Source organism: Variovorax sp. GrIS 2.14 (assembly GCF_046115955.1).
GTDB lineage: Bacteria > Pseudomonadota > Gammaproteobacteria > Burkholderiales > Burkholderiaceae_C > Variovorax.
The window spans coordinates 49,509-69,883 of sequence record NZ_JBJXIA010000004.1; the positions used below are offsets into that span (position 1 = coordinate 49,509).

Below are 20,375 nucleotides of genomic sequence, written 5' to 3' on the forward strand. Positions count from 1 at the left end.
AATCAGGGCGCACGAAGGCGACAGCGACGCCACGCGACGTAACGCGCGTGGCAATGCAGACGGTTCGCGCTCTCTTGCATCCGGACTGTGACCGTCGGCTCCGGAATCGCACCGAAATCTGCTGACCCCGACCTTCGTGGAAGACCGGGCGCTCGCGGGCTTGTGCGAACGAGTCGCCATCACCGCCGGTGGGGAATTGCACCCCGCCCTGAGAACGCTTGCCCCGACTTGCATCGGAGCGAGGTGGATTCTAGAGACGAGCGCAGGGCCGCGCTGTCACGCACGAGCCAAAACCCCACGACGAGTCGTGTTGCGGTTTCGGGACCTTCAGCGCGGCGCCATGAAGGCCGTCATGCGTTGAAACTCGTCGTCGAGGGCCGCACGAAACGCAGCGCCGTTCGGCTTCTTGTCGACATAGCCGAAGCTCGGCTTCAGCCGTCCTGTCGTGGTTGTCACGTTCGCCCAGCCGATCACGCGGTCGTGCCACAGCAATGGCAATGCGTAGTAGCCGAACTGCCGCTTCGGCGCTGGCATGTAAGCCTCGAACTTGTACGTCCAGCCCCAGAGCAACTCGAAGCGGCGACGGTCCCACACCACCGGATCGAACGGCGCCAGCAGCCGAACCGCATCGTCAGGCGCGTGACGTTTGGAAGCGGGGTTCTCGTCGACCGGCCAGTACCAGGTCGTGCCGTCGATGCGGTTGCTGGCGAGCACTTCGCGTGCTTCACTCAGCGCGGCCTGGGTGTGCGTGCTCAGATGCGGCGCGCCGTAATTGAGCAAGCGCACGAGGTAGGTAAGGCTCGCGGCTGGCAGCGGGGCGTACTTGCGCACGATGAATTCGAGCAGCGCCGCAGCACGCAGTGCGCGACCGGTCGGGCTGTCATCGATCGGTGGTGCATGGTCGACCGCTTCGTAGACGCGCGTGCCGCTGTCGCGCCGAGCTACGCGCAACATGCCGCGGTAGTGCATGCCGTCGAGCAGGTGCGTGCTCGCGTTGCTCGATCCACCCCAATAGTTGGTCATGCGGCCGTGCGAGAAGTGCGCATCGACATCACGCGGATGCACTTGCCCGCGCTCGCGCACGAAGGCCAGCACGTCCGCAGCCTTGCGCCCAGTCTCCGCATCCCAAGCCAACTTGGGCTCACGCGGGTGCATCAACGCCAAATGTTCGCGCGGCAGAAAGCCGTAGTTGACGAGGCTGTCTTCTTCGATTGCAAGTCTTGAGTATCGCGCTTCAAGATCGCCCGCACGGTAGTCCTTGACGCGATGACGCAACGTGAGGTCTTGCGCTCTTGCGGGTGCGCGAATCGGGTCGGCTTGCACGAATCCGAGACGCTGGATTGCGCGCGGCAATGTGGTCGGTTTGAAGAGGGTGCGGGCTACGGCGTAGCGGCGCAGGTCATCGAGGGTCGGGGCTTGCATGGACGCTGATTTCAGCATGGCGCTAACGGCGCGACGCGGTTGTGTTCGTGGCGGGGCCGAGGGCGCCGGGTGACCCATTCCGCTCATGTCCCCCGCCTTCGTGTTCACACCACAGTCTTGTGCCGAGCAATGCAAACGTCGAGCGTCTCTTCCCCTGTACGTTGCCACCAGTCAAGATTGGAAAAAATCTCCACTTCGCTGAATCCATCGAAGCCCGCAGCCTCCATCCAGCCGCGAATCTTCTCCAACTCCACCACCCCATCACCCATCATTCCGCGGTCGGATAACAGGTCACGCGTCGGCGTCAACCAGTCGCACACGTGGTACGCCAGCAAGCGCGATTTGCCTGCCCGTTCGATCTGCTGCTGCAGCTTCGGGTCCCACCACACGTGATAGATGTCGAGCGCCACACCCAGCGCGCCGGTTTTGCCAGGGTCGAGTTCGTCGCACAGGTCCAGTGCGTGTTCGAGCGTGTTGATGCAGGCGCGGTCGGCGGCCTGCATCGGGTGCAGCGGCTCGATGGCGAGCGGCATGCCGACCTTGCGTGCGTACTCCAGCGAAGCCGCGATGCCGTCGTGCACCTCGTTGCGCGCGCGGCCGATGTCCTTGTAAGCCGCCTTGCCATCGAGCGCGCCGGGCAGGGCGCCGACCACGAGCACGAGGCACGGTGCGTCGAGCGTCTTCGCTTCGTCGATCGCGCGGCGGTTATCGTCGAGTGCGGCTTTGAGCCCAGCCGAATCGGGTGCCGGAAAGAAGCCACCGCGGCAGTAGCCCGAAAGGCCGATGCCATGCGCCTTGAGTTGCTTCGCGAGCTTGTCGATGCCCACCGCTGCGACCTGGTCGCGCCACGGGCTGATCGCCCTGATGCCGCGCTCGGCGCACTGGTCGACGATGCGGTCGAGCGGGACTTCGACGCCGCGTTGTTTGCGCACCGTCGCAGTGTTGATCGACAGCCAGTCGTGGTTCAGCGAGAAATCACGCATCCGTCGCCTTAGGCTTCGACGCCATGCATTGCGAGCAAGGTCTTCATGCGGCGCACGGCCAACTCCGGATGCTCCAGCAGATCGGCCGCATCGGCGAGGCGGAACAACTCGGCCAGATGCTGCAACGACCGTGTGCTCTGCTGGCCTCCGACCATGGTGAAGTGCGACTGGTGGCCGTTGAGCCACGCCATGAACACGACGCCGGTTTTGTAGAAGCGCGTGGGCGCCGCGAAGATGTGGCGCGACAGCGGCACGGTCGGGCCGAGGATGGCGTGGAACTTGTCGACATTGCCCAGAGCCAGCTCACCGAGCGCCGCGCTGGCCGCCGGCGCAATCGCGTCGAAGATGCCCAGCAGCGCGTCGCTCTGGCCGTGCGTCGGGTCGCTGCCGAAGCCATCGCCGGCAATCAGCTCGGCATAGTTGAAGTCGTCGCCGGTGTACATGCGCACGCCCGGCGGAAGCCGTCGCCGCATTGCGATTTCCTTGTCCTTGTCGAGCAGCGAAATCTTGATGCCGTCGACCTTGTCCGGGTGCGCGGCGATGATGCCGAGCGCGGTGTCCATGGCCTTGTCGACATCCCCCGATCCCCAGTAACCGGCCAGCGCGGGGTCGAACATCGGACCGAGCCAATGCAGCACCACCGGCTGCTTCGCCTGCGACAGCACGCGGTCGTACACGCGCTCGTAGTCGGCCGGGCTCTTCGCGACGCGGGCCAGTGCGCGGCTCGCCATGACGATCAGCTTGCCGCCGAGCGCTTCGATGGCGGCCATCTGTTCTTCGTAGCCGCGAATCACATCGTCGACGTTCTTGACGCTGTCGATGTCGAGATGGTCGGTGCCGCAGCCTGACGCGACGAGCGCGTTGCCGTCTTTCGAAGAGAAGTCCTTCGCCGCATCGAGCGAGCGGCGGATGAGCTCCAGCGAGGTCGGCCAGTCGAGGCCCATGCCACGTTGCGCTGTATCCATCGCCTCCGCGACGCCGAGACCAAGCGACCACAGATGACGGCGGTAGCCGATGGTCGCGTCCCAGTCGATCGCGCATTGCAGCCAAGGATCGATGGTGGCCAACGGATCGGCGACGACGTGTGCTGCCGAATAGGCGATGCGGTTGAACGCGACGCCGGCCACCGGCTTGGTGGGCATAGCGCCGCGCAACGCATAGGCCGCTAGCACGCCGTCGGCGGTCGGAAGGGTGAGGGTCAACGCCATGCTGCCGACCTTGTCAGATGTTCAGTGCGGGCACATCGACCCAGCGCCGTTCGCCCCAGCTTTCGAGCGCGGCTTCGACCAGTTGCACACCCTTGACGCCTTCGGGCAACGTCCACTTGTACGGAGCGTTTTCGACGACATGGCGGATGAAGTGTTCCCACTGGATCTTGAAGCCGTTGTCGTAGACCTGCGAGTCTGGAATCTCCTGCCATTGGTCAAAGAAGTTCATCGTCTGCTTCTCGTCCGGGTTCCAGACCGGACGCGGCGTGGCGACGCGTGACTGCGCACGGCAGCTTGACAGGCCGGCCACCGCAGAGCCATCGGTACCATCGACATGGAAGGTGACGAGGTCGTCGCGGCGCACGCGCGTGACCCAGCTCATGTTGATCTGCGCGATGACCGGCTCGCCGTTATGTCCGACCAGCTGGCAGGTGGCGTAGGCCGCATCGTCTGCGGTGGCTTCGTAGGGTTCGCCGGCCTCGTCCCAGCGCTTGGGAATGTGCGTGGTGCCGAGGCAGCTGACCGACTTCACCTCGCCGAACAGGTTGTCGAGCACGTAGCGCCAGTGGCACATCATGTCCAGGATCATGCCGCCACCGTCTTCCTTGCGGTAGTTCCAGCTCGGACGCTGAATCGGTTGCAGGTCGCCTTCAAAAACCCAGTAGCCGAACTCGAGGCGCACGCTCAGCATGCGGCCGAAGAAGCCGGCGCGACGCAGCATGTCGAGTTTGCGCAGGCCGGGCAGGAACAGCTTGTCTTGCACCGCTCCGTGCTTCAGGCCGGAGGCTTGTGCGAGGCGTGCGACCTCGACGGCTTCGTTCAAATTGGTCGCGATCGGCTTCTCGCAGTACACGTGCTTGCCGGCGCGGATCGCCTTGGCCAGCAAGGTGGGGCGCATCTGCGTGGTGCCTGCGTCGAAGAAGATCGTGTCGTCCTTGTTCTGCAGCGCGAGGTCGAGGTCGGTGCCCCAGCGTGCGATGCCGTGGGCTTTGGCCAGCGCCTCGATCTTGTCGGCATTGCGTCCGATGAGGATCGGGTCGGGCATGACCTTGTCGCCGTTCGAAAGCGTCACGCCGCCCTGCGCGCGAATGGCGCAGATGGAGCGGATCAGATGCTGGTTCATGCCCATGCGGCCGGTGACGCCGTGCATGATGATTCCGAGTCGTTGGGTCGCCATTTCAGAGGTCCTTTTTTTTGCGATGTTCTTGAGGAGGTCTTGTGTGGGCTCAACTGCCGGCGAGCGGCTGGAGCGTGGCCCAGTCGGGTTGCGCGCTGGCGGCAAAGCCGGGCGCAGCAAGCGACGTGATGTCGAGCATCCCACCGTGCACAGAGAGCCGCACCTTGTCGCCGCTTGCTTCGTAGAGCCCAGGTTGCGCCCGCAAGAAGCCTTGCGCTTCTGTTGTGCTGCCGCCCTGGCCACTGAAGCCGTCGACGTAGTGATGGCCGTTGCGCTCGACGTGCGTGAGCCCGATCAGGTTGACCAGTGCGAGGTCTTGCTGCACGGCGAGGCCGGCTTGCGTGGTCAGGTCTTCGGCCGACATGAAATAAGCGGCCGGTCGGCCTTCGGAGGCGGCTTGCAGGTTGAGTTGCCGGCAACGCGCCGCGTTGAGCAACGAGCGATAGATGCCCTTGCAATCCTTGCTTGACACGCCCGTGTAGCCGCAGGTCAGCGCCTGCGGAAACGCATCGAGCGTGCCGTCGGACTCATCGATCAGCACCGGGCGCATCGCAGCGAGCGCGCGCACATCGCTTTGCAGTGCGGTTGCGCGTGGCAATGGTTGCTCGATGTAGAGGGTTGCCGCTGCGAGGCGATGTAACGCGGGCGTCGCCTGCACTTGTTGCCAGAAGCGCGCGGCGGCTTCGGCATCGGCAAACTGCTCGTTGCCGTCGAGCGTGACGACGTAATCGGGCACGCGGTCGATGACCGCGGCAATTCGCGTCAGCCGGGCCAGATCTTGCTCCGCGTTGCCGGCGACCTTGAGCTTGAAGTAGCGGCAGCCGTTGGCTGCGACGACTTCTTCCAGCGTCTCGGGCAAGCCGTCGCCCACGCATTGCTGTACGTCGGCTGCCGTTATGGCGTCGACCAGTCCGACGGTGTGACGCAGCGCGATGCGGTTCGCTGGCGCTAATGACCCGAGGAAGCCGGCGAAGTCGAACGCGTCGAGGTCCGGCGTCAGCGTGGCGCCGATGCCGGGCAGGTTGCGTTGCACCGCTTCGTAGAACGAAATATCTTGGGCGCGACACAGCGCATCGAGCAGCGCACGGTCGATCAACGCCGGGCCGAAGCAGGCGATGAGCGGGTTGAGTTGCTGCGCCGCCGCGGCGTCGATTTGCGGATGGTAGTTCGCTGTGAAGTGCGCGAAAGCAGGGCGCGATTCGCCATCAGCGAGATAGGCGGCCTTAGCCAAACAAAGCGAGGTGCGCAGCTGATCGAAGTTGTCGTCGTTGCTGAGCGTGAGGTTCTTGTCGAACCACTTGGGCGCGAGTAACTCGGCTGAAGCGCCCTCGGCTTCGACGCCATTGTCTGTGCGGATGCGAACGCGCACGAAGGCCTGCGGGCAAGCCGTCAGCGTGACGACGCCGAAGCGGAACGGCATGCGCATCTTCACGCCGCGTTCGAAGAGCTGGATGTCGAGGATGCGAAACGGAATGGACATGGCGACCGGTAAAAGACCTGCAAAAAGGATGCGGGAAAACGATTCGGGAAAAGGTCAGGCCACCGCTTCGCGCAAGCCCTTCAGGTAGCCGGCCGAGAACGCGGCCACGCCCGGGCCGTCGGGCACGTAGTCGAAGGGTTCGACGCCGATCGCGCCGGCGTAGCGATGGCGCTTCAATGCCGCGAAGATCGGCGCGAACTGCATCGCTCCTTGACCCGGTCCGCGGCGGTTGGGGTCGTTCACCTGAATGTGGCCGATGAGCCCGGTCGGCAACCAGCGGTCGATCAGGTCGGGCACGCTCTCCCTTTCACTCAGGCCGGCGGCGCTGCAATCGATCATCGTGCGCAGGTTCGGGTGGTCGATGGTGCGCACCACCTCTGCCGCCTGGGCCACGGTATTGAGCATCGATGTTTCGTGCGGCGACAACGGCTCGATGCAGTAGATGACACCGTTGGCGGCTGCCGATTCCGCGACGCGCGCCAAGCCGTCCTGCAGACGCGCCAAGGCGACGGCGTGGCTCTCTCCGTCAGGGATCTGCCGCTGCTTGGGCGAGCCGTGCACCAGCACCATGCCGCCGAGTTCGGCGCACAAGCCGGTCAGGCGCGACATCACATCGAGCGTGCGGGCGCGCAGGTCGGCGTCGGGGTGGGTCAGCGACAAACCTTCGGGCTTGACCAGCAGCCAGTGCAGGCCGGTGACGGTGAGACCGAACGATTCGATGGTGGCGCGAATGCGTGCCGCTTCGCCCGATGTGATCTTTTCCGGCGCGTCGCTCAGCGTGAAAGGCGCGACTTCGAGCCCGTCGTAGCCAAGTGCCGCGGCGACCTCGCATTGTTTCTCCAGCGACATGCCGGCGAGCACTTCGTTGCACAGAGCGATCTTCATGAGGGTTGCCTTGAAACGAGCGACTTCAGCGTGCGGCTGAAGCCACCGGTGATGCTCTGTACCAGCGCTTTGAAGGCCGGCACATACAGAAGAATCGTGAAGATCGTGACCGTCGCAAAACCGATGCAGATCGGACGTGTGAAGAAGGGCGACAGGTCGCCATCGGACAAGACCAGCCCGCGGCGCAAGCTCTTGTCGAGCAGCGGACCGAGCACCAGACCAAGAACGAAGGGCGCCATCTGGTAGCCACGGCGCCGCAGAAAGAAGGCGCCTATGCCGATGACCAGCATGCAGTAGATGTCGAACAACCGCGACGCGCTGGCGAAGGCGCCGACAGTGCACAGCAGAAAGATGATCGGCATCAGCACCGTGCGCTTGATGCGCAGCACCAGCAGCAGCGGCTTCACCAGAAACAGGCCGAAGATCAGGATGCTGACGGTGGCGAGCGAGGTCATCGCGACCACGTCGTAGACGAACTGGGGGTGCGAGATCATCATCATCGGACCGGGCTGGATGCCGTGGATGATCATCGCGGCCATGAGCACGGCAGACGGTGCTGAACCTGGAATGCCGAGCGCCAGTGCCGGAATGATGTGGCCCGGAATCGACGCCATGTCGCCAGTCTCGGCGGCCATCAAGCCATCGATGGAGCCCTTGCCGAAGAGCTCCTTTTCTTTGCTCGCCGCCTTGGCTGCGGCGTACGACATCCACGCGCCGGAGTCTTCGCCGACGCCCGGCATCAGCCCGGTGAGCACGCCGATCACGCCGGAGCGCAACACGGTGGGCCAGTACTGCACCACCTCGCGAAAGCGCGGCAATACCGAGTCGCGTAACTCGACCATCTTCTTCTCGACCGGGTCGGCCAGCGTGGTCAACACTTCGGCAAAACCGAATGCGCCCACCAGCGCGGGTATCAGCGAGATGCCGCCCGAGAGCTGGTCCCAGTCGAAGGTGAATCGGTTGTACGCATACAAGCCTTCTTGCCCGATCTGCGCGACGAACAGGCCGAGCGCACCCATCAGCCAGCCCTTGAGCGGATCGTCACCGACGATGCTGCCCGACATTGCGACACCAAAGAGCGCAAGCCAGAAGAACTCGTAGGCACCGAACGACAACGCGACTTCGGCCAGCAACGGCGTGAAGGCTGCAAGGCAAAGCACGCCGAACAGCGTCCCCATGAAGGCGCCCGAAGTGGCAATGCCGATGGCTCGACCGGCCTCGCCGCGGCGCGCCAGCGCATAGCCATCGGCACACGATGCCGCGTTGGCAGCGGTGCCGGGAATGTTCAGCAGGATGGCCGTGCGAGAACCACCATAGAGGGTGCCGACATACGAGCAGATCAGGATCAGGATCGCATCGTTGGCCGGTAGCTTGATGGTGAGCGTCGTCAGCAACGCGATGCACAGCGTTGCCGACAAGCCCGGCAGGCAGCCGACGATGATGCCGATCAACGCACCGCCGAGCCCAAAGGTGATCGACGTGATGTTGAGGAAGCCGAGGTAGGCGTGACCGAGGAGCGCGAGGCCTTCGAACATGGTGGTCTTGCTGAGCTCAGAGAGTTGCTTAAGGCAGATGAACCAGGAACAGTTCCTGGAACACGAGCGTGATGACGATGCCGGCACCGAGGCCGATGGCCAGCGTCTTGCAGAAGATCGGCAGCGTGAGCGACTCGCCTGCTGCCTTGCGTTGCACGTGCTGCAGGCTCAGGATCGCGATGGTCACGAACAGCGCGGCCGCCGCCCAGAAGGGCAGTCCGTGCCCCACGAGCCCGACCGCGAAGACGACGCACAAGCCCACCACCAGCACGATGCGTTTCTTCTCGACGCTGCTGGTCGCAGGCGTCGCCACCGCTGCTTCGCCGGAATGCGCAGAGAGTCGACGCCAACTGCGCAGCGCCAGCAGAAACCCCAACAACACCGTCACGATGCCGAGCAAGCCTGGCAAAAGTCCGGGCGCGGTATACGGATTGATGTCCTGCTTCTCGAGCCGGTCCATGCGAAGCGAGCCGATGAGCACCGCCGCGCCGAAGATCATCCACGCGAAGGCGGCGATTAGGTCGGAGCGCGGGCTGACGGTTCGGGCTTCTTCAACCGGCGTCGTCGGGAGTTCGGACGACTGCTTTGGCTGTGCAGAGGTCGAGGTAGCGGGAGGCGTCATGGAAACGAATCAAGGCTTCGGAATGCCAACGGTGTCGGGCGACACCTTGGCCTTGCCTGCCCCGAACAGCATCCACGCATTCGCCTGCACAGCCGGCATCACCGCCTTCTGCGCAGCATCGCCGGAGGTCGGCAAAAACAGGGCGCCGCGGCTGCTCGCATACTTCTTCAGCGCTTCGCTCTTCGGGATGTTTTCTTCCCAGATCTTCTGCACCGTTTTCACGACCTCGTCAGGCACGCCCTTGGGGATGAAGATGCCGAAGTAGTTGGCCGGCGCGGTAAAGCCGGGAATGGTTTGGGAGAGCGGCGGAATGACGCCGAAGCCTTCGAGGTCGAGCGGCTTGTCGCTGACGGTGGCCAGCGGACGCAGGCGTTTGCCACGGATCATGTCGGCCTGTTCGACGGCCAGTTGCGTGGTGACTTCCGCCTCGCCCGACACGGTGGCCACCACCGCAGGATTGCCGCCGTCGTACGGCACTTCGCGGTACTTGACGCCGGTAGCCCCGGCGATGAAGTCCATCGCGTTGTGGCCTGCGGAGGTGACGCCTGCCGTCGCCACCGTGATCTTGCCGGGCTGAGCCTTCATGGCGTCGATCAGGTCCTTGGCTGTCTTGTACGGCGTCGCCGGATTCACGCCGATCACCTGGATGTTGGCGACCGTCAGGAAGATGTTCCAGTCGCTCATCTTCGTTTGCAGCGAGCCGAGCGTTTCGTAGGTGCCCAGGTCTTGTGCGGCACCGGCCGTCCACGTGTAGCCATCCTTTGCAGCATCGAGTGCGCTCTTGGTGCCGATCGCGCCTGATGCACCCGGCTGATTGATGATGACGACGGTTTGGCCGAGTGCTTTTTCGATCTCGCCTGCAGTGACGCGCGTGACCTGATCGGTCGACCCGCCTGCCGCCCACGGCACGATCAAGTTGATGGGACGAGAGGGCTTCCACTGGGCCAGCGCGCTGGACGCAGCGGCAGACAAAACGGCGACGACAAACACCCGGCGAGCCAGGTTGCGAACGGAATCGGCATGCATCACGAAGGTCTCCAGTTATGGTTTTAATTCACCAGCGGGTGAATTCTGACTAGCGCGCACCAGAGCGTCAACGGACCACGCCAGTCAGTCCCTCAGGACATACCCTAGGATCACATCGCACATGTGAGAGAGGCGTTCGCTGCGCGCTTTGCGCGTCATGAGGTCGCGCCCGAAGATGGCTGACAGCGTGTAGTTGTTGGAAAGATAGAAGTACGCGATGCCGGCGATCGAGATGTAGAGGTGCACCGGATCGACACCGCCGCGAAACACGCCCTCCTTCCGGCCACGTTCGAGAATGTCGCCAAGCGTCTGGATCACCGGCGAGTTCATTTCACGCACGCGCTTCGACTTCTCCAGATGGCGCGCTTGGTGCAGGTTGGCGCTGTTGAGAAGGGTGATGAACTCGGGATGTTCGAGGTAATAGTTCCAGGTGAATTCCATGAGTCGGCGCACGGCTTCGGCCGGAGGCAGGTCAAGCAGATGCAACTCTTTTTCGGCCTCGCGAATGTTGGCGTAGGCGCTCTCCAGCACTGCCAGAAACAGGTCGTCCTTGCTGCTGAAGTAGTAGTAGATCAGTCGCTTGTTGAGGCCCGCACGTTCCGCGATGCTGTCGACGCGCGCACCGGCCAGTCCCAGCAGCGCGAACTCTTCGCGCGCGGCGTCGAGGATCGCTTGCTGCGATCTGTCGGCGTCTCTGAGGCGCGGTTCGGGTGCGATAGCTGCAACGGATTTCATGCGTTCTTTTAACTGGTTGGTGAATTAAAGCCAACCCGATTTTTCCCTGACGATAATCTGCGGCATCTCTTCATCTACTCAATCGGGCGTGGCATGCAAAAGCAGCAGACAGCGGGGCACTTGATCGTCGAATGCCTCATCGAACAGGGCGTCGAAATTGCATTCGGCGTGCCGGGAGAAAGTTTTCTCGCGGTGCTCGACGGCTTTCATGCGTACGACGACCGCATTCGCTTCATCGTGAACCGGCAGGAGGGTGGCGCGGCCTTCATGGCGGATGCGCATGGGCGGCTCACCGGGCGGCCTGGCATCTGCTTCGTGACGCGCGGCCCGGGAGCCACCAACGCATCGATCGGCGTGCACAACGCGTTTCAGGATTCGACGCCGCTCGTGCTTTTCGTCGGCGACGTCGGCAGCGATTTTCGCGATCGTGAAGCCTTTCAGGAGGTTGACTACGGCAGCTTCTTCGGGCCAAGCACCAAAGGGTTTGCCAAGCGCGTCGAGCGCATCGACGATGCGAGTCGCATTCCCGAATACATCGCCCGCGCGTTCTCGACCGCGATGAACGGCCGCCCCGGCCCGGTCGTGCTTGTGCTTCCGGAAGACATGCTGAGGTCGACCACGGCGGCACGCCCACTCGGCCGCGTCGAGGCCGTGCAACCGTGGAGCGATCCGGGATCGCTGCGCACGCTGCGTGAACTGCTCATGAAGGCGCAGCGCCCGTTCGTCATCGCAGGCGGCAGCGGCTGGACGACGCAATCTGCGCAAGCCCTTCAGCGCTTCGCCGAGAACTGGAAGCTGCCGGTCGGCAATGCGTTCCGATTTCAAGACACCTTCGACAACCACCATCCGCTGTATGCAGGCGATGTCGGCATCGCGATCAATCCGAAGCTTGCCGCGCGGATCACGGACAGCGATCTGATCATCGCGATCGGACCACGCCTGGGCGAGATGACAACCGGTGGCTACACGCTGCTCGAAGCCCCGAAGGCGAAGCAGACGCTGGTGCACATCCATGCCAGCGCCGAAGAGCTCAATCGCGTGTACCAAGCCGACCTGGCCATCAATGCAGGCATGAGCGCCGCGGCGCGCAGCCTGGAGGTGCTCAGTGCCCCGCCTGAAGTGCCATGGGAAGAGTGGACGTTTGCTGCCCATGCCGACTATCTCGCGAACCTCGTGCCGCAACCCTTGCCCGGCTTGCCCGCCGACATGCCTCGCGGCGCAGTCGACCTAGCCGAGGTAGTGGCGTTGTTGCAAAAGCATCTGCCGCACGATGCCGCCATCACCAACGGTGCCGGCAACTTCGCGAGTTGGGTGCATCGCTTCTTTCGCTACCACGGTCTTGCCAAGGGCCATAAGACGCAGCTGGCGCCCACCAGCGGCGCGATGGGCTACGGCGTGCCGGCTGGCATCGCGGCCAATCTGACGACCGGCCGCATCGCATTCACGATTGCTGGCGACGGCGACTTTTTGATGAACGGACAGGAGCTGGCGACGGCGTCGCAGCACGGTGGCAAAAGCATCATCGTGCTGCTGAACAACGGCATGTTCGGGACCATCCGCATGCATCAGGAGCGCGAGTACCCCAACAAGGTCAGCGGCACCGCGCTGCGCAACCCAGACTTCTGCGCGCTTGCCAGGGCATACGGCTATGCGGCTGAGAAAGTGACTGCCACGTCGCAGTTCGAAGGCGCCTTGCTGCGGGCGCTGGAAGCCGACATTGGCACGCTGATCGAGATACCACTCGACGCCGAGATCATCTCGACGCGCGGCACGTTGTCGTCGATCACCAAAGCAGCGCAAGCGCGGCCTTCACCTTGAACGAAAAAAAGCCGGCATGAGCCGGCTTTCCAGTTTCAGGTGCACGAAGCACCCGAGGCTTACTTGACGTGCTTGCCGATCAGCGCAGCCAGTTCGAACATCGACACTTGCGGCTTGCCGAAGATTTCCTTCAGCTTGGCGTCGGCGTTGATGTTGCGCTTGTTGGCCTTGTCTTGAAGATTGTTCTTCTTGATGTAGTCCCACAGCTTGCTGACGACTGCGGTACGCGGCAGCGGCGTGGAGCCGACGACAGCAGCGAGTGCCGGGCTGGGGGTCAGGGCCTTCATGAAGGCAGCGTTGGGCGTGCGCTTCTTGGCGGGAGCAGCCTTCTTTGCAGCAACCTTCTTCGCAGGAGCAGCCGTCTTTGCGGGCGCAGCCTTTTTCGCAGGAGCAGCCTTCTTTGCCGGAGCAGCTACTTTCTTCGCTGGAACAGCCTTCTTTGCGGGAGCCTTTTTGGCCGGAGCCTTTTTTGCAGTTGCCATGGTTTGATTTCCTTTTTTTGGTTGGACATTCACCAATGAAAAACAGCGTCTCCACTGGCACTGCGGATGCTAAAGGAGAAAAAACGCGTTTCCAAGTGGAAAAGAGACTTTTTCATTGGGGGCTGTTGTTTTTTCAGAGGAGAAACAGAGGGGACTGCGGGGGAGAGCCGAGAGAGGGCGCCCTACGGTTTCGCCAAGCGGGCAGGCCAGGTCGCGAGCATCACGCCCATGAGTGCCGCGGCGAACGCCACAAGCTGCAGCATCGAGAGGCTTTCGCCGAGCACCAGCACGCCCACCAACGCCGCGCTCACAGGCAGCATCACGGTGAAAACGCCAGCCTGCGATGCGGGCACATTGCGCAGGCCCGTCATCCACAACCACACCGTCCAGATGCTCGCGGCCATCGCATAGACCACGAGCAAAAGCCAGGTGCCGACATGCACTGAGGCGAAGTCGAACCGCCATGCGAACCAGAGGCCGAACGGCGTCGAGAGCGCGAAGCCCCAGAGGTTGATGAGCGACGAGATGCGCTTGGGTCCGAGACGTCCGGTAAGCGACTTGCCGATGACCGCATACGCCGACTCGCACAGTACCGCGCAGAACACAAGCAGGTTCCCGAGCCAAGGCATACCGCTTTGCACTGCGCCTGATGACGGCGCTGTCGCTGCAGTCGATGTCACATGAACGGGCGCGAACGCCAGCAGTGCGATGCCTCCGGCGGCACAGCCGATGGCGCCGGCTACGCGCAGCGTGATGCGCTCGCGCAGGAAGATCCAGCTGGTCAACGCGACCACCGCCGGGATCGACGCCATGATCACGCCGGCCGACACCGCGCTCGTCATGCTCACGCCAAAGAGCATGCAGATCGAGAACATGAAGTTGCCGAGGAACGATTCAAGAAAGACGAGGCCGCGCGTGCGTCGTGTCATTGGCGGTTCGTCGGCCGGGCGCTTCAGCCAGTGCGGCATGGCCAATGCGGCGATGCCGAAGCGCATCCACGCGAGTAGCAACACCGGCAGTGCGGCGACGAGTGGCTTGGAAAGAGCGACATAGCTGCCGACGAGCGTCATGCTCAAGGCAAGGCAGGCATAGGCAACGAGACGGCTAGATGCTGGCGCGGCGGACACCGTGGATGCCGCTGATGCAGGTGGGTTCACTAGACTGGCACGATTGAATCGATGGATCGATGATGCCCGATGAAGTTGTCGTGCCTGGCAAGACGGGCGCCGCGTCCCCTGACGCCGAAGCCAATGGCTTTGTTCGTCACGTCTTCGTTTACGGCACGTTGCGCCGCGGCGGCAGCAACGACATCACGCGTTGCCGGCCGTTGCCGCAGTTCGTCGGTCATGCGCACATCGCGGGCACGCTCTACGACCTCGGCGCATATCCAGGTGCTGTACTGGGTGTACTGGGCGATGCGTCATGCGGTGGCAAACAGCGCGCCGATCATGGCGGGCTGATTCACGGCGAGATCTATCGCATCACAAAAGCTGTGGAGGCAGAGCTCGACTTGCTCGAAGAAGTGCGCGACGACGGCGGCGGCGAGTACGTCAAGCGAGAGATCGAGTTGGTGCTGTCCGGATCAGGCCCGCGAACCGAAGCAGGCGCGATGACGTTACGTTGTCTTGTCTACGAGATCCATCCGTCGCGTGTTACCGGGCGCGCCGTCATCGAAAGTGGCGACTGGTTTCGATGTAGATGAAGGCTGCCGTCACAGTTTCACTAGCGAATACTTGATTGCACATCGCAAAATCCGGCTTTGGTGCAACGCAATAATTTTTCTCAATATAAGAAAAATTATTCCGCATTGAGAAAAGTCTCTGTAAGTCGTTGATCTTGCTTCAGTATTAATATGTCTTCTATAAGACATAAGACTCCGGCTTCGCGTTAAAGTTTGCCCCATGGCGGAAGCGCCCAACCGATCCAAGTCAACCAATCAACCTCACGGAGTGCACATGCCCCAGACCCTGACAGAACAACTGAGCCGAGAACAACAGATCGCCGCACTCGAAAAAGACTGGGCGACGAACCCGCGCTGGAAGGGCATCAAGCGCGGCTACAGCGCCGCCGACGTCGTGCGGTTGCGCGGCTCGGTACGGATCGAGCACACGCTGGCCCATCGTGGTGCAGAAAAGTTGTGGGATCTCGTCAACAGCGAGCCTTACGTCAACTGCCTCGGCGCACTCACTGGCGGCCAGGCCATGCAGCAAGTCAAGGCCGGCGTGAAGGCAATCTACTTGTCGGGCTGGCAAGTGGCCGCAGACAACAACAGCTACGCATCGATGTACCCGGACCAGTCGCTGTACCCGGTCGACTCGGTGCCGACAGTGGTCGAACGCATCAACAACACGTTCCAGCGCGCCGATGAAATCCAGTGGTCCAAGGGTACGAATCCTGGCGACAAAGGCTACATCGACTACTTCGCTCCTATCGTGGCCGACGCCGAAGCCGGCTTCGGCGGTGTGCTGAACGCCTTCGAATTGATGAAGGCCATGATCAAGGCAGGCGCCGGTGGCGTTCACTTCGAAGACCAACTCGCATCGGTCAAGAAGTGCGGGCACATGGGCGGCAAAGTGCTGGTGCCGACGATCGAGGCGGTACAGAAGCTGATCGCCGCACGCATGGCGGCCGACGTCTGCGGCACGCCGACTTTGGTGATCGCACGGACCGACGCTGAAGCGGCCGATCTCATCACCAGCGATTACGACGAAAACGACAAGCCGTTCATCACCGGCGAACGTACGGCCGAAGGCTTCTACCGGACTCGCAAGGGCATGGACCAGGCCATCAGCCGCGCCGTCGCCTATGCCCACTACGCCGATCTGGTGTGGTGTGAAACCGGTACGCCGGATTTGGCCTTTGCCAAGAAGTTCGCCGACGCCGTGCACAAGGTTCACCCCGGCAAGATGCTGGCGTACAACTGCTCTCCTTCGTTCAACTGGAAGAAGAACCTTGACGACGCGACCATCGCCAAGTTCCAGAAAGAGCTGGGCGCCATGGGCTACAAGTACCAGTTCATCACGCTGGCGGGCATCCACTCGATGTGGTTCAACATGTTCGATCTGGCGCAAGACTACGTCGCGCGTGGCATGTCGGCCTATGTCGAGAAGGTGCAAGAGCCCGAGTTCGCGGCGCGTGAGCGTGGCTACACCTTCGTGTCGCACCAGCAAGAAGTCGGCACCGGCTACTTCGACGAAGTGACGACCGTGATTCAAGGCGGCAAGTCGAGCGTGACGGCGTTGACCGGTTCGACTGAAGAAGAGCAGTTCCACTGAACCTGCGTTCACGACAAATGCGAACGTGAACGTGACCCCAAAGCCCGGCCTTGGCCGGGCTTTTTTGTGCGCGCGGATAGAATCTTCGGTCCGATCCGCAACCAGGGCGAGAAAGGCATTTTGGTTATGACACCGCGAACTACGCCGCAAGCCATCAGCGGTCTTTTCCTGAAAGGACGAGACCGGTAGCCCGCGCACGCTGGATTTCTCCGGCAATCAAGCCAATGCAAAGCGCGGTCGATCACCGCGCTTTTTTGTTTTCTGCCCCGAGGTTTTCACATGATCCAGATCACGCTTCCCGACAACTCGCGCCGCGAGTATCCAGGCCCCGTTTCGGTCGCCGAAGTCGCTCAATCCATCGGCCCCGGCCTGGCGAAAATGACCGTGGCCGGCAAGGTCGACGGGCTGCTGGTCGATGCCAGCGACATCATCGATCGCGACGCCAAGCTGCAGATCATCACGCCGCGCGATGAAGAAGGGCTGGCGATCATTCGTCACTCGACGGCGCACCTGCTGGGCCATGCGGTGAAGCAGCTGTATCCGACGGCGATGATGGTGATCGGCCCGGTCATCGACGAAGGCTTTTATTACGACATCTCGTACGAGCGGCCGTTCACGCCCGACGACGTGGCGGCCATCGAAGCGCGGATGCGCGAGCTGATCGCGCAGGACTACGACGTCGTCAAGAAAATGACACCGCGTGCGGAGGTCATCGACGTCTTCAAGGCGCGCGGCGAAGACTACAAGCTTCGCCTTGTCGACGACATGCCCGACGAGCAGTCGATGGGTCTCTACTACCACCAGGAATACGTCGACATGTGCCGTGGCCCGCACGTGCCGAACACGCGCTTCCTGAAGGTTTTCAAGCTGACGAAGCTGGCGGGCGCGTATTGGCGCGGTGATGCGAAGAACGAGCAACTGCAGCGCATCTACGGCACGGCGTGGGCCGACAAAAAGCAGCTGGATCAGTACATCCAGCGCATCGAAGAAGCCGAGAAGCGCGACCACCGAAAACTCGGCAAGGAACTCGACCTGTTCCACATCGACGAGGTGGCGCCGGGCGTCGTATTCTGGCACCCGAAGGGTTGGGCGATGTGGCAAGAGGTCGAGCAATACATGCGTCGCGTCTACCGCGAGACGGGCTATCAGGAAGTAAAAGGCCCGCAGATCCTCGACAAGAGCCTGTGGGAAAAAACGGGCCATTGGCAGAACTACCGCGAAAGCATGTTCACGACCGAGTCGGAAAAGCGCGAATACGCACTCAAGCCGATGAACTGCCCGGGCCATGTGCTGATTTTCAAGAGCGACTTGCGTAGCTACCGCGACCTGCCGATTCGTTATGGCGAGTTCGGCCAATGCCATCGCAACGAGCCCTCGGGCGCGCTGCACGGGATCATGCGTGTTCGTGGCTTTACGCAGGACGACGGCCACGTCTTTTGCACCGAAGACCAGATCCTCGACGAATGCGTGGCTTACACGGCCAAGTTGCAAAAGGTTTATGCCGACTTCGGTTTTGGCGAGATTTTGTACAAGGTGGCGACGCGCCCCGAGAACCGTGTGGGCGCCGAGGACTTGTGGGACAAGGCAGAGCACGCCTGCATGGAGGCACTCCGCAGGTCGGGCGTGGACTTCATCATCTCGCCCGGCGACGGCGCCTTTTACGGCCCGAAGATCGAGTACACGCTCAAAGACGCGCTGGGCCGGCAGTGGCAGTGCGGCACAATGCAGGTCGACTTCAATACGGCAGAGCGCCTTGGCGCCGAATATGTGACCGAAACCAGCGGCCGCGCCAGCCCGGTCATGCTGCACCGCGCCATCGTCGGTAGCCTCGAGCGCTTTATCGGCATGCTGATCGAACACCATGCCGGCGCGATGCCCGCCTGGATTGCGCCGGTGCAGGTCGTGGTGCTCAATATCAGCGAAGGGCAGGCGGGTTACGCTGCGGAAGTGGCTAAAACGCTGCAGGATCAAGGGGTTAGGGTCCAGCTCGACCTGCACAACGAGAAGATCACGTATAAAATAAGGAAGCATTCGTTGCAAAAGCTCCCTTACATCCTGGTCGTAGGCGACAAGGAAAAGGAAGCCGGTGCCGTCGCAGTGCGCGCCCGAGGCAATCAAGACCTCGGTGCAATGTCCCTCGAATCGTTTAAACAACGGCTCTTTCAGGACATTGCCGACAAGCGTTGATTTGTCCCTGAAGCACCCCATCTGCTTCTGGCCAAACGTACCGCTTGTCCGCGAGGGCTGAACGGTGTTCGCTACAGATTCTGTAGCAAATTTTGAAGGATTCTGACCATCGCTACTGCATTTCGCGACCGCCGCCACCGCGAGGAACGCCAACACCGCCTTAACCGGGAAATCATGGCCCCGGAAGTCCGCCTGATCGGCCCGGAAAACGAGCCATTGGGAGTTGTGAGTCTTGTCGAGGCCTTGCGCCTGGCCGGTGAACAAGACGTGGATTTGGTAGAGGTCGTGGCTGCGGCCAACCCGCCGGTCTGTCGACTGATCGAGTACGGAAAATTCAAGTACCACGAACAGAAGAAGGCTGCCGAGGCGAAGTCCAAGCAGAAGGTCATCGAGGTCAAGGAAATCAAGTTCCGGCCCGGTACCGACGATGGTGACTACAACATCAAGATGCGCAATATCAAGCGCTTTCTTGAAGAGGGCGACAAATGCAAGATCACGCTGCGCTTTCGTGGCCGCGAGATCACGCACCAGGAACTCGGTCTGGCTCTTTTGCAGCGTATTCGCGATGAACTGGCTGACCTGATCATGGTCGAGCAGTTTCCGAAGCTTGAAGGCCGTCAGATGATCATGATGATCGCACCCGGCCGCAAGAAGGCGGGAGCACCGGTGAAGCCGGCGGCGGAATCCGCGGCACCCGCAACGGCCTAGGCCCGACTGATTTGAAGTGTTAGCGAGATGTAGGGATTTCGCGGTTGCCGGCGCTGAAAGGCGCAGGCAACAGCGAGATAAAGAAGTGTCTCGGGGCCAACAAGTTCGTGGAATATCCGCGGCGCCTCACGAGCACAATTAAAGGAGCATTACATGCCCAAAATGAAGACCAAGAGCAGCGCGAAAAAACGTTTCCGCGTTCGTCCAGGTGGCACCGTCAAGCGCGGTCAAGCCTTCAAACGTCACATCCTGACCAAGAAGACCACCAAGAACAAGCGTCACCTTCGTGGTGCAGTCGCAGTGCATGAAACCAATATGGTTTCTGTCGCCGCAATGCTGCCCGGTCGTGGCATTTAACCCAGACGAACAAGGAGTACACACATGCCTCGCGTCAAACGTGGTGTAACGGCTCGCGCCCGCCACAAAAAAGTTCTCGCACTCGCCAAGGGTTTCCGCGGTCGTCGCGGCAATGTCTTCCGCGTCGCCAAACAGGCGGTGATGAAGGCAGGCCAATACGCCTACCGTGATCGCCGTACCAAGAAGCGTGTTTTCCGTCAGTTGTGGATTGCGCGTATCAACGCCGCCTCGCGTGAACTGGGCCTGACCTACAGCCAGTTCGCCAACGGCATCCGCAAGGCCGGCATCGAGATCGACCGCAAGATGCTTGCGGACATCGCAGTGCACGACAAGGCCGCTTTTGCCGGCATCGTGGAGCAGGTCAAGGCCAAGCTGGCCGCTTGATCCTGCACAGCGAACCAGCCGTCTCCCGGGACGGTGGTCCGCACCCACGGTACAAGGGCTGGCGCTTGAAAAAGCTCCAGCCCTTTTTTAT

At 62.1% G+C, this 20,375-nt stretch carries 19 protein-coding genes and 1 riboswitch; of the genes, 7 read left to right on the forward strand and 12 right to left on the reverse strand.

Features of this window, described 5'->3' with window-relative positions; all coding sequences use genetic code 11:
- Positions 1-64: 64 nt before the first annotated feature.
- A riboswitch (FMN riboswitch) is annotated at positions 65-220 on the reverse strand.
- A 107-nt stretch (positions 221-327) separates the two neighbouring features.
- The 10 genes from RCH10_RS08410 to RCH10_RS08455 form a co-directional block, all read right to left on the reverse strand.
- Complete coding sequence (locus tag RCH10_RS08410) at positions 328-1,422, reverse strand: DNA glycosylase AlkZ-like family protein (RefSeq protein ID WP_409052032.1); 1,095 nt, start codon at positions 1,420-1,422, stop codon at positions 328-330.
- A gap of 104 nt (positions 1,423-1,526) precedes the next feature.
- Entirely contained in the window at positions 1,527-2,405 is an 879-nt protein-coding gene (locus RCH10_RS08415) for a sugar phosphate isomerase/epimerase family protein (RefSeq protein ID WP_409052033.1), read from the reverse strand.
- 8 nt (positions 2,406-2,413) lie between these two features.
- Positions 2,414-3,613, reverse strand: coding sequence for a dihydrodipicolinate synthase family protein (locus RCH10_RS08420; protein ID WP_409052034.1), 1,200 nt, complete (start codon positions 3,611-3,613; stop codon positions 2,414-2,416).
- A gap of 13 nt (positions 3,614-3,626) precedes the next feature.
- Entirely contained in the window at positions 3,627-4,790 is a 1,164-nt protein-coding gene (locus RCH10_RS08425) for a Gfo/Idh/MocA family protein (RefSeq protein ID WP_409052035.1), read from the reverse strand.
- Positions 4,791-4,839: 49 nt separating this feature from the next.
- On the reverse strand, positions 4,840-6,270 hold the full coding sequence (locus tag RCH10_RS08430) for an enolase C-terminal domain-like protein (RefSeq protein WP_409052036.1): 1,431 nt from the start codon (positions 6,268-6,270) through the stop codon (positions 4,840-4,842).
- Positions 6,271-6,324: 54 nt separating this feature from the next.
- Positions 6,325-7,155, reverse strand: a complete 831-nt coding sequence (locus RCH10_RS08435; RefSeq protein WP_409052037.1) for a sugar phosphate isomerase/epimerase family protein — start codon at positions 7,153-7,155, stop codon at positions 6,325-6,327.
- The gene (locus RCH10_RS08440; RefSeq protein WP_323496336.1) at positions 7,152-8,690 is read right to left on the reverse strand and encodes a tripartite tricarboxylate transporter permease; all 1,539 of its coding nucleotides are present in this window, start codon (positions 8,688-8,690) and stop codon (positions 7,152-7,154) included. The genes RCH10_RS08435 and RCH10_RS08440 overlap by 4 nt, the downstream gene beginning before the upstream one ends.
- 28 nt (positions 8,691-8,718) lie before the next feature.
- The gene (locus RCH10_RS08445; protein ID WP_323496338.1) at positions 8,719-9,312 is read right to left on the reverse strand and encodes a tripartite tricarboxylate transporter TctB family protein; all 594 of its coding nucleotides are present in this window, start codon (positions 9,310-9,312) and stop codon (positions 8,719-8,721) included.
- Between the two features lie 9 nt (positions 9,313-9,321).
- On the reverse strand, positions 9,322-10,338 hold the full coding sequence (locus RCH10_RS08450; protein WP_409052038.1) for a Bug family tripartite tricarboxylate transporter substrate binding protein: 1,017 nt from the start codon (positions 10,336-10,338) through the stop codon (positions 9,322-9,324).
- A gap of 84 nt (positions 10,339-10,422) precedes the next feature.
- The gene (locus RCH10_RS08455; protein ID WP_323496340.1) at positions 10,423-11,073 is read right to left on the reverse strand and encodes a TetR/AcrR family transcriptional regulator; all 651 of its coding nucleotides are present in this window, start codon (positions 11,071-11,073) and stop codon (positions 10,423-10,425) included.
- A gap of 93 nt (positions 11,074-11,166) precedes the next feature.
- Here RCH10_RS08455 and RCH10_RS08460 point away from each other — a divergent pair, with 93 nt between their 5' ends.
- On the forward strand, positions 11,167-12,891 hold the full coding sequence (locus RCH10_RS08460) for a thiamine pyrophosphate-binding protein (protein WP_409052039.1): 1,725 nt from the start codon (positions 11,167-11,169) through the stop codon (positions 12,889-12,891).
- Positions 12,892-12,950: 59 nt separating this feature from the next.
- Here RCH10_RS08460 and RCH10_RS08465 read toward each other — a convergent pair whose 3' ends face one another.
- Both RCH10_RS08465 and RCH10_RS08470 read right to left on the reverse strand, forming a co-directional pair.
- Positions 12,951-13,373: an SWIB/MDM2 domain-containing protein gene (locus RCH10_RS08465; protein ID WP_323496342.1), complete on the reverse strand. Its 423-nt coding sequence runs from the start codon at positions 13,371-13,373 to the stop codon at positions 12,951-12,953.
- Between the two features lie 182 nt (positions 13,374-13,555).
- The gene (locus tag RCH10_RS08470) at positions 13,556-14,443 is read right to left on the reverse strand and encodes a DMT family transporter (protein WP_409052223.1); all 888 of its coding nucleotides are present in this window, start codon (positions 14,441-14,443) and stop codon (positions 13,556-13,558) included.
- 119 nt (positions 14,444-14,562) lie between these two features.
- Between RCH10_RS08470 and RCH10_RS08475 the strand changes: the two genes are divergently transcribed.
- The 6 genes from RCH10_RS08475 (at position 14,563) to rplT (ending at position 20,284) form a co-directional block, all read left to right on the forward strand.
- On the forward strand, positions 14,563-15,075 hold the full coding sequence (locus tag RCH10_RS08475) for a gamma-glutamylcyclotransferase (protein ID WP_409052040.1): 513 nt from the start codon (positions 14,563-14,565) through the stop codon (positions 15,073-15,075).
- A 253-nt stretch (positions 15,076-15,328) separates the two neighbouring features.
- Positions 15,329-16,648: an isocitrate lyase gene (gene aceA, locus RCH10_RS08480; RefSeq protein ID WP_187052553.1), complete on the forward strand. Its 1,320-nt coding sequence runs from the start codon at positions 15,329-15,331 to the stop codon at positions 16,646-16,648.
- Between the two features lie 279 nt (positions 16,649-16,927).
- Positions 16,928-18,835: a threonine--tRNA ligase gene (thrS, locus tag RCH10_RS08485; RefSeq protein WP_409052041.1), complete on the forward strand. Its 1,908-nt coding sequence runs from the start codon at positions 16,928-16,930 to the stop codon at positions 18,833-18,835.
- 99 nt (positions 18,836-18,934) lie between these two features.
- Positions 18,935-19,543, forward strand: coding sequence for a translation initiation factor IF-3 (gene infC / locus RCH10_RS08490; RefSeq protein ID WP_409052224.1), 609 nt, complete (start codon positions 18,935-18,937; stop codon positions 19,541-19,543).
- 153 nt (positions 19,544-19,696) lie between these two features.
- Positions 19,697-19,900 carry a 50S ribosomal protein L35 gene (gene rpmI, locus RCH10_RS08495; protein WP_007832497.1) on the forward strand — a complete coding sequence of 68 codons (204 nt, stop codon included), beginning with the start codon at positions 19,697-19,699 and terminating at the stop codon, positions 19,898-19,900.
- 24 nt (positions 19,901-19,924) lie between these two features.
- Complete coding sequence (rplT, locus tag RCH10_RS08500; protein ID WP_007832499.1) at positions 19,925-20,284, forward strand: 50S ribosomal protein L20; 360 nt, start codon at positions 19,925-19,927, stop codon at positions 20,282-20,284.
- The last annotated feature ends 91 nt before the right edge of the window (positions 20,285-20,375 follow it).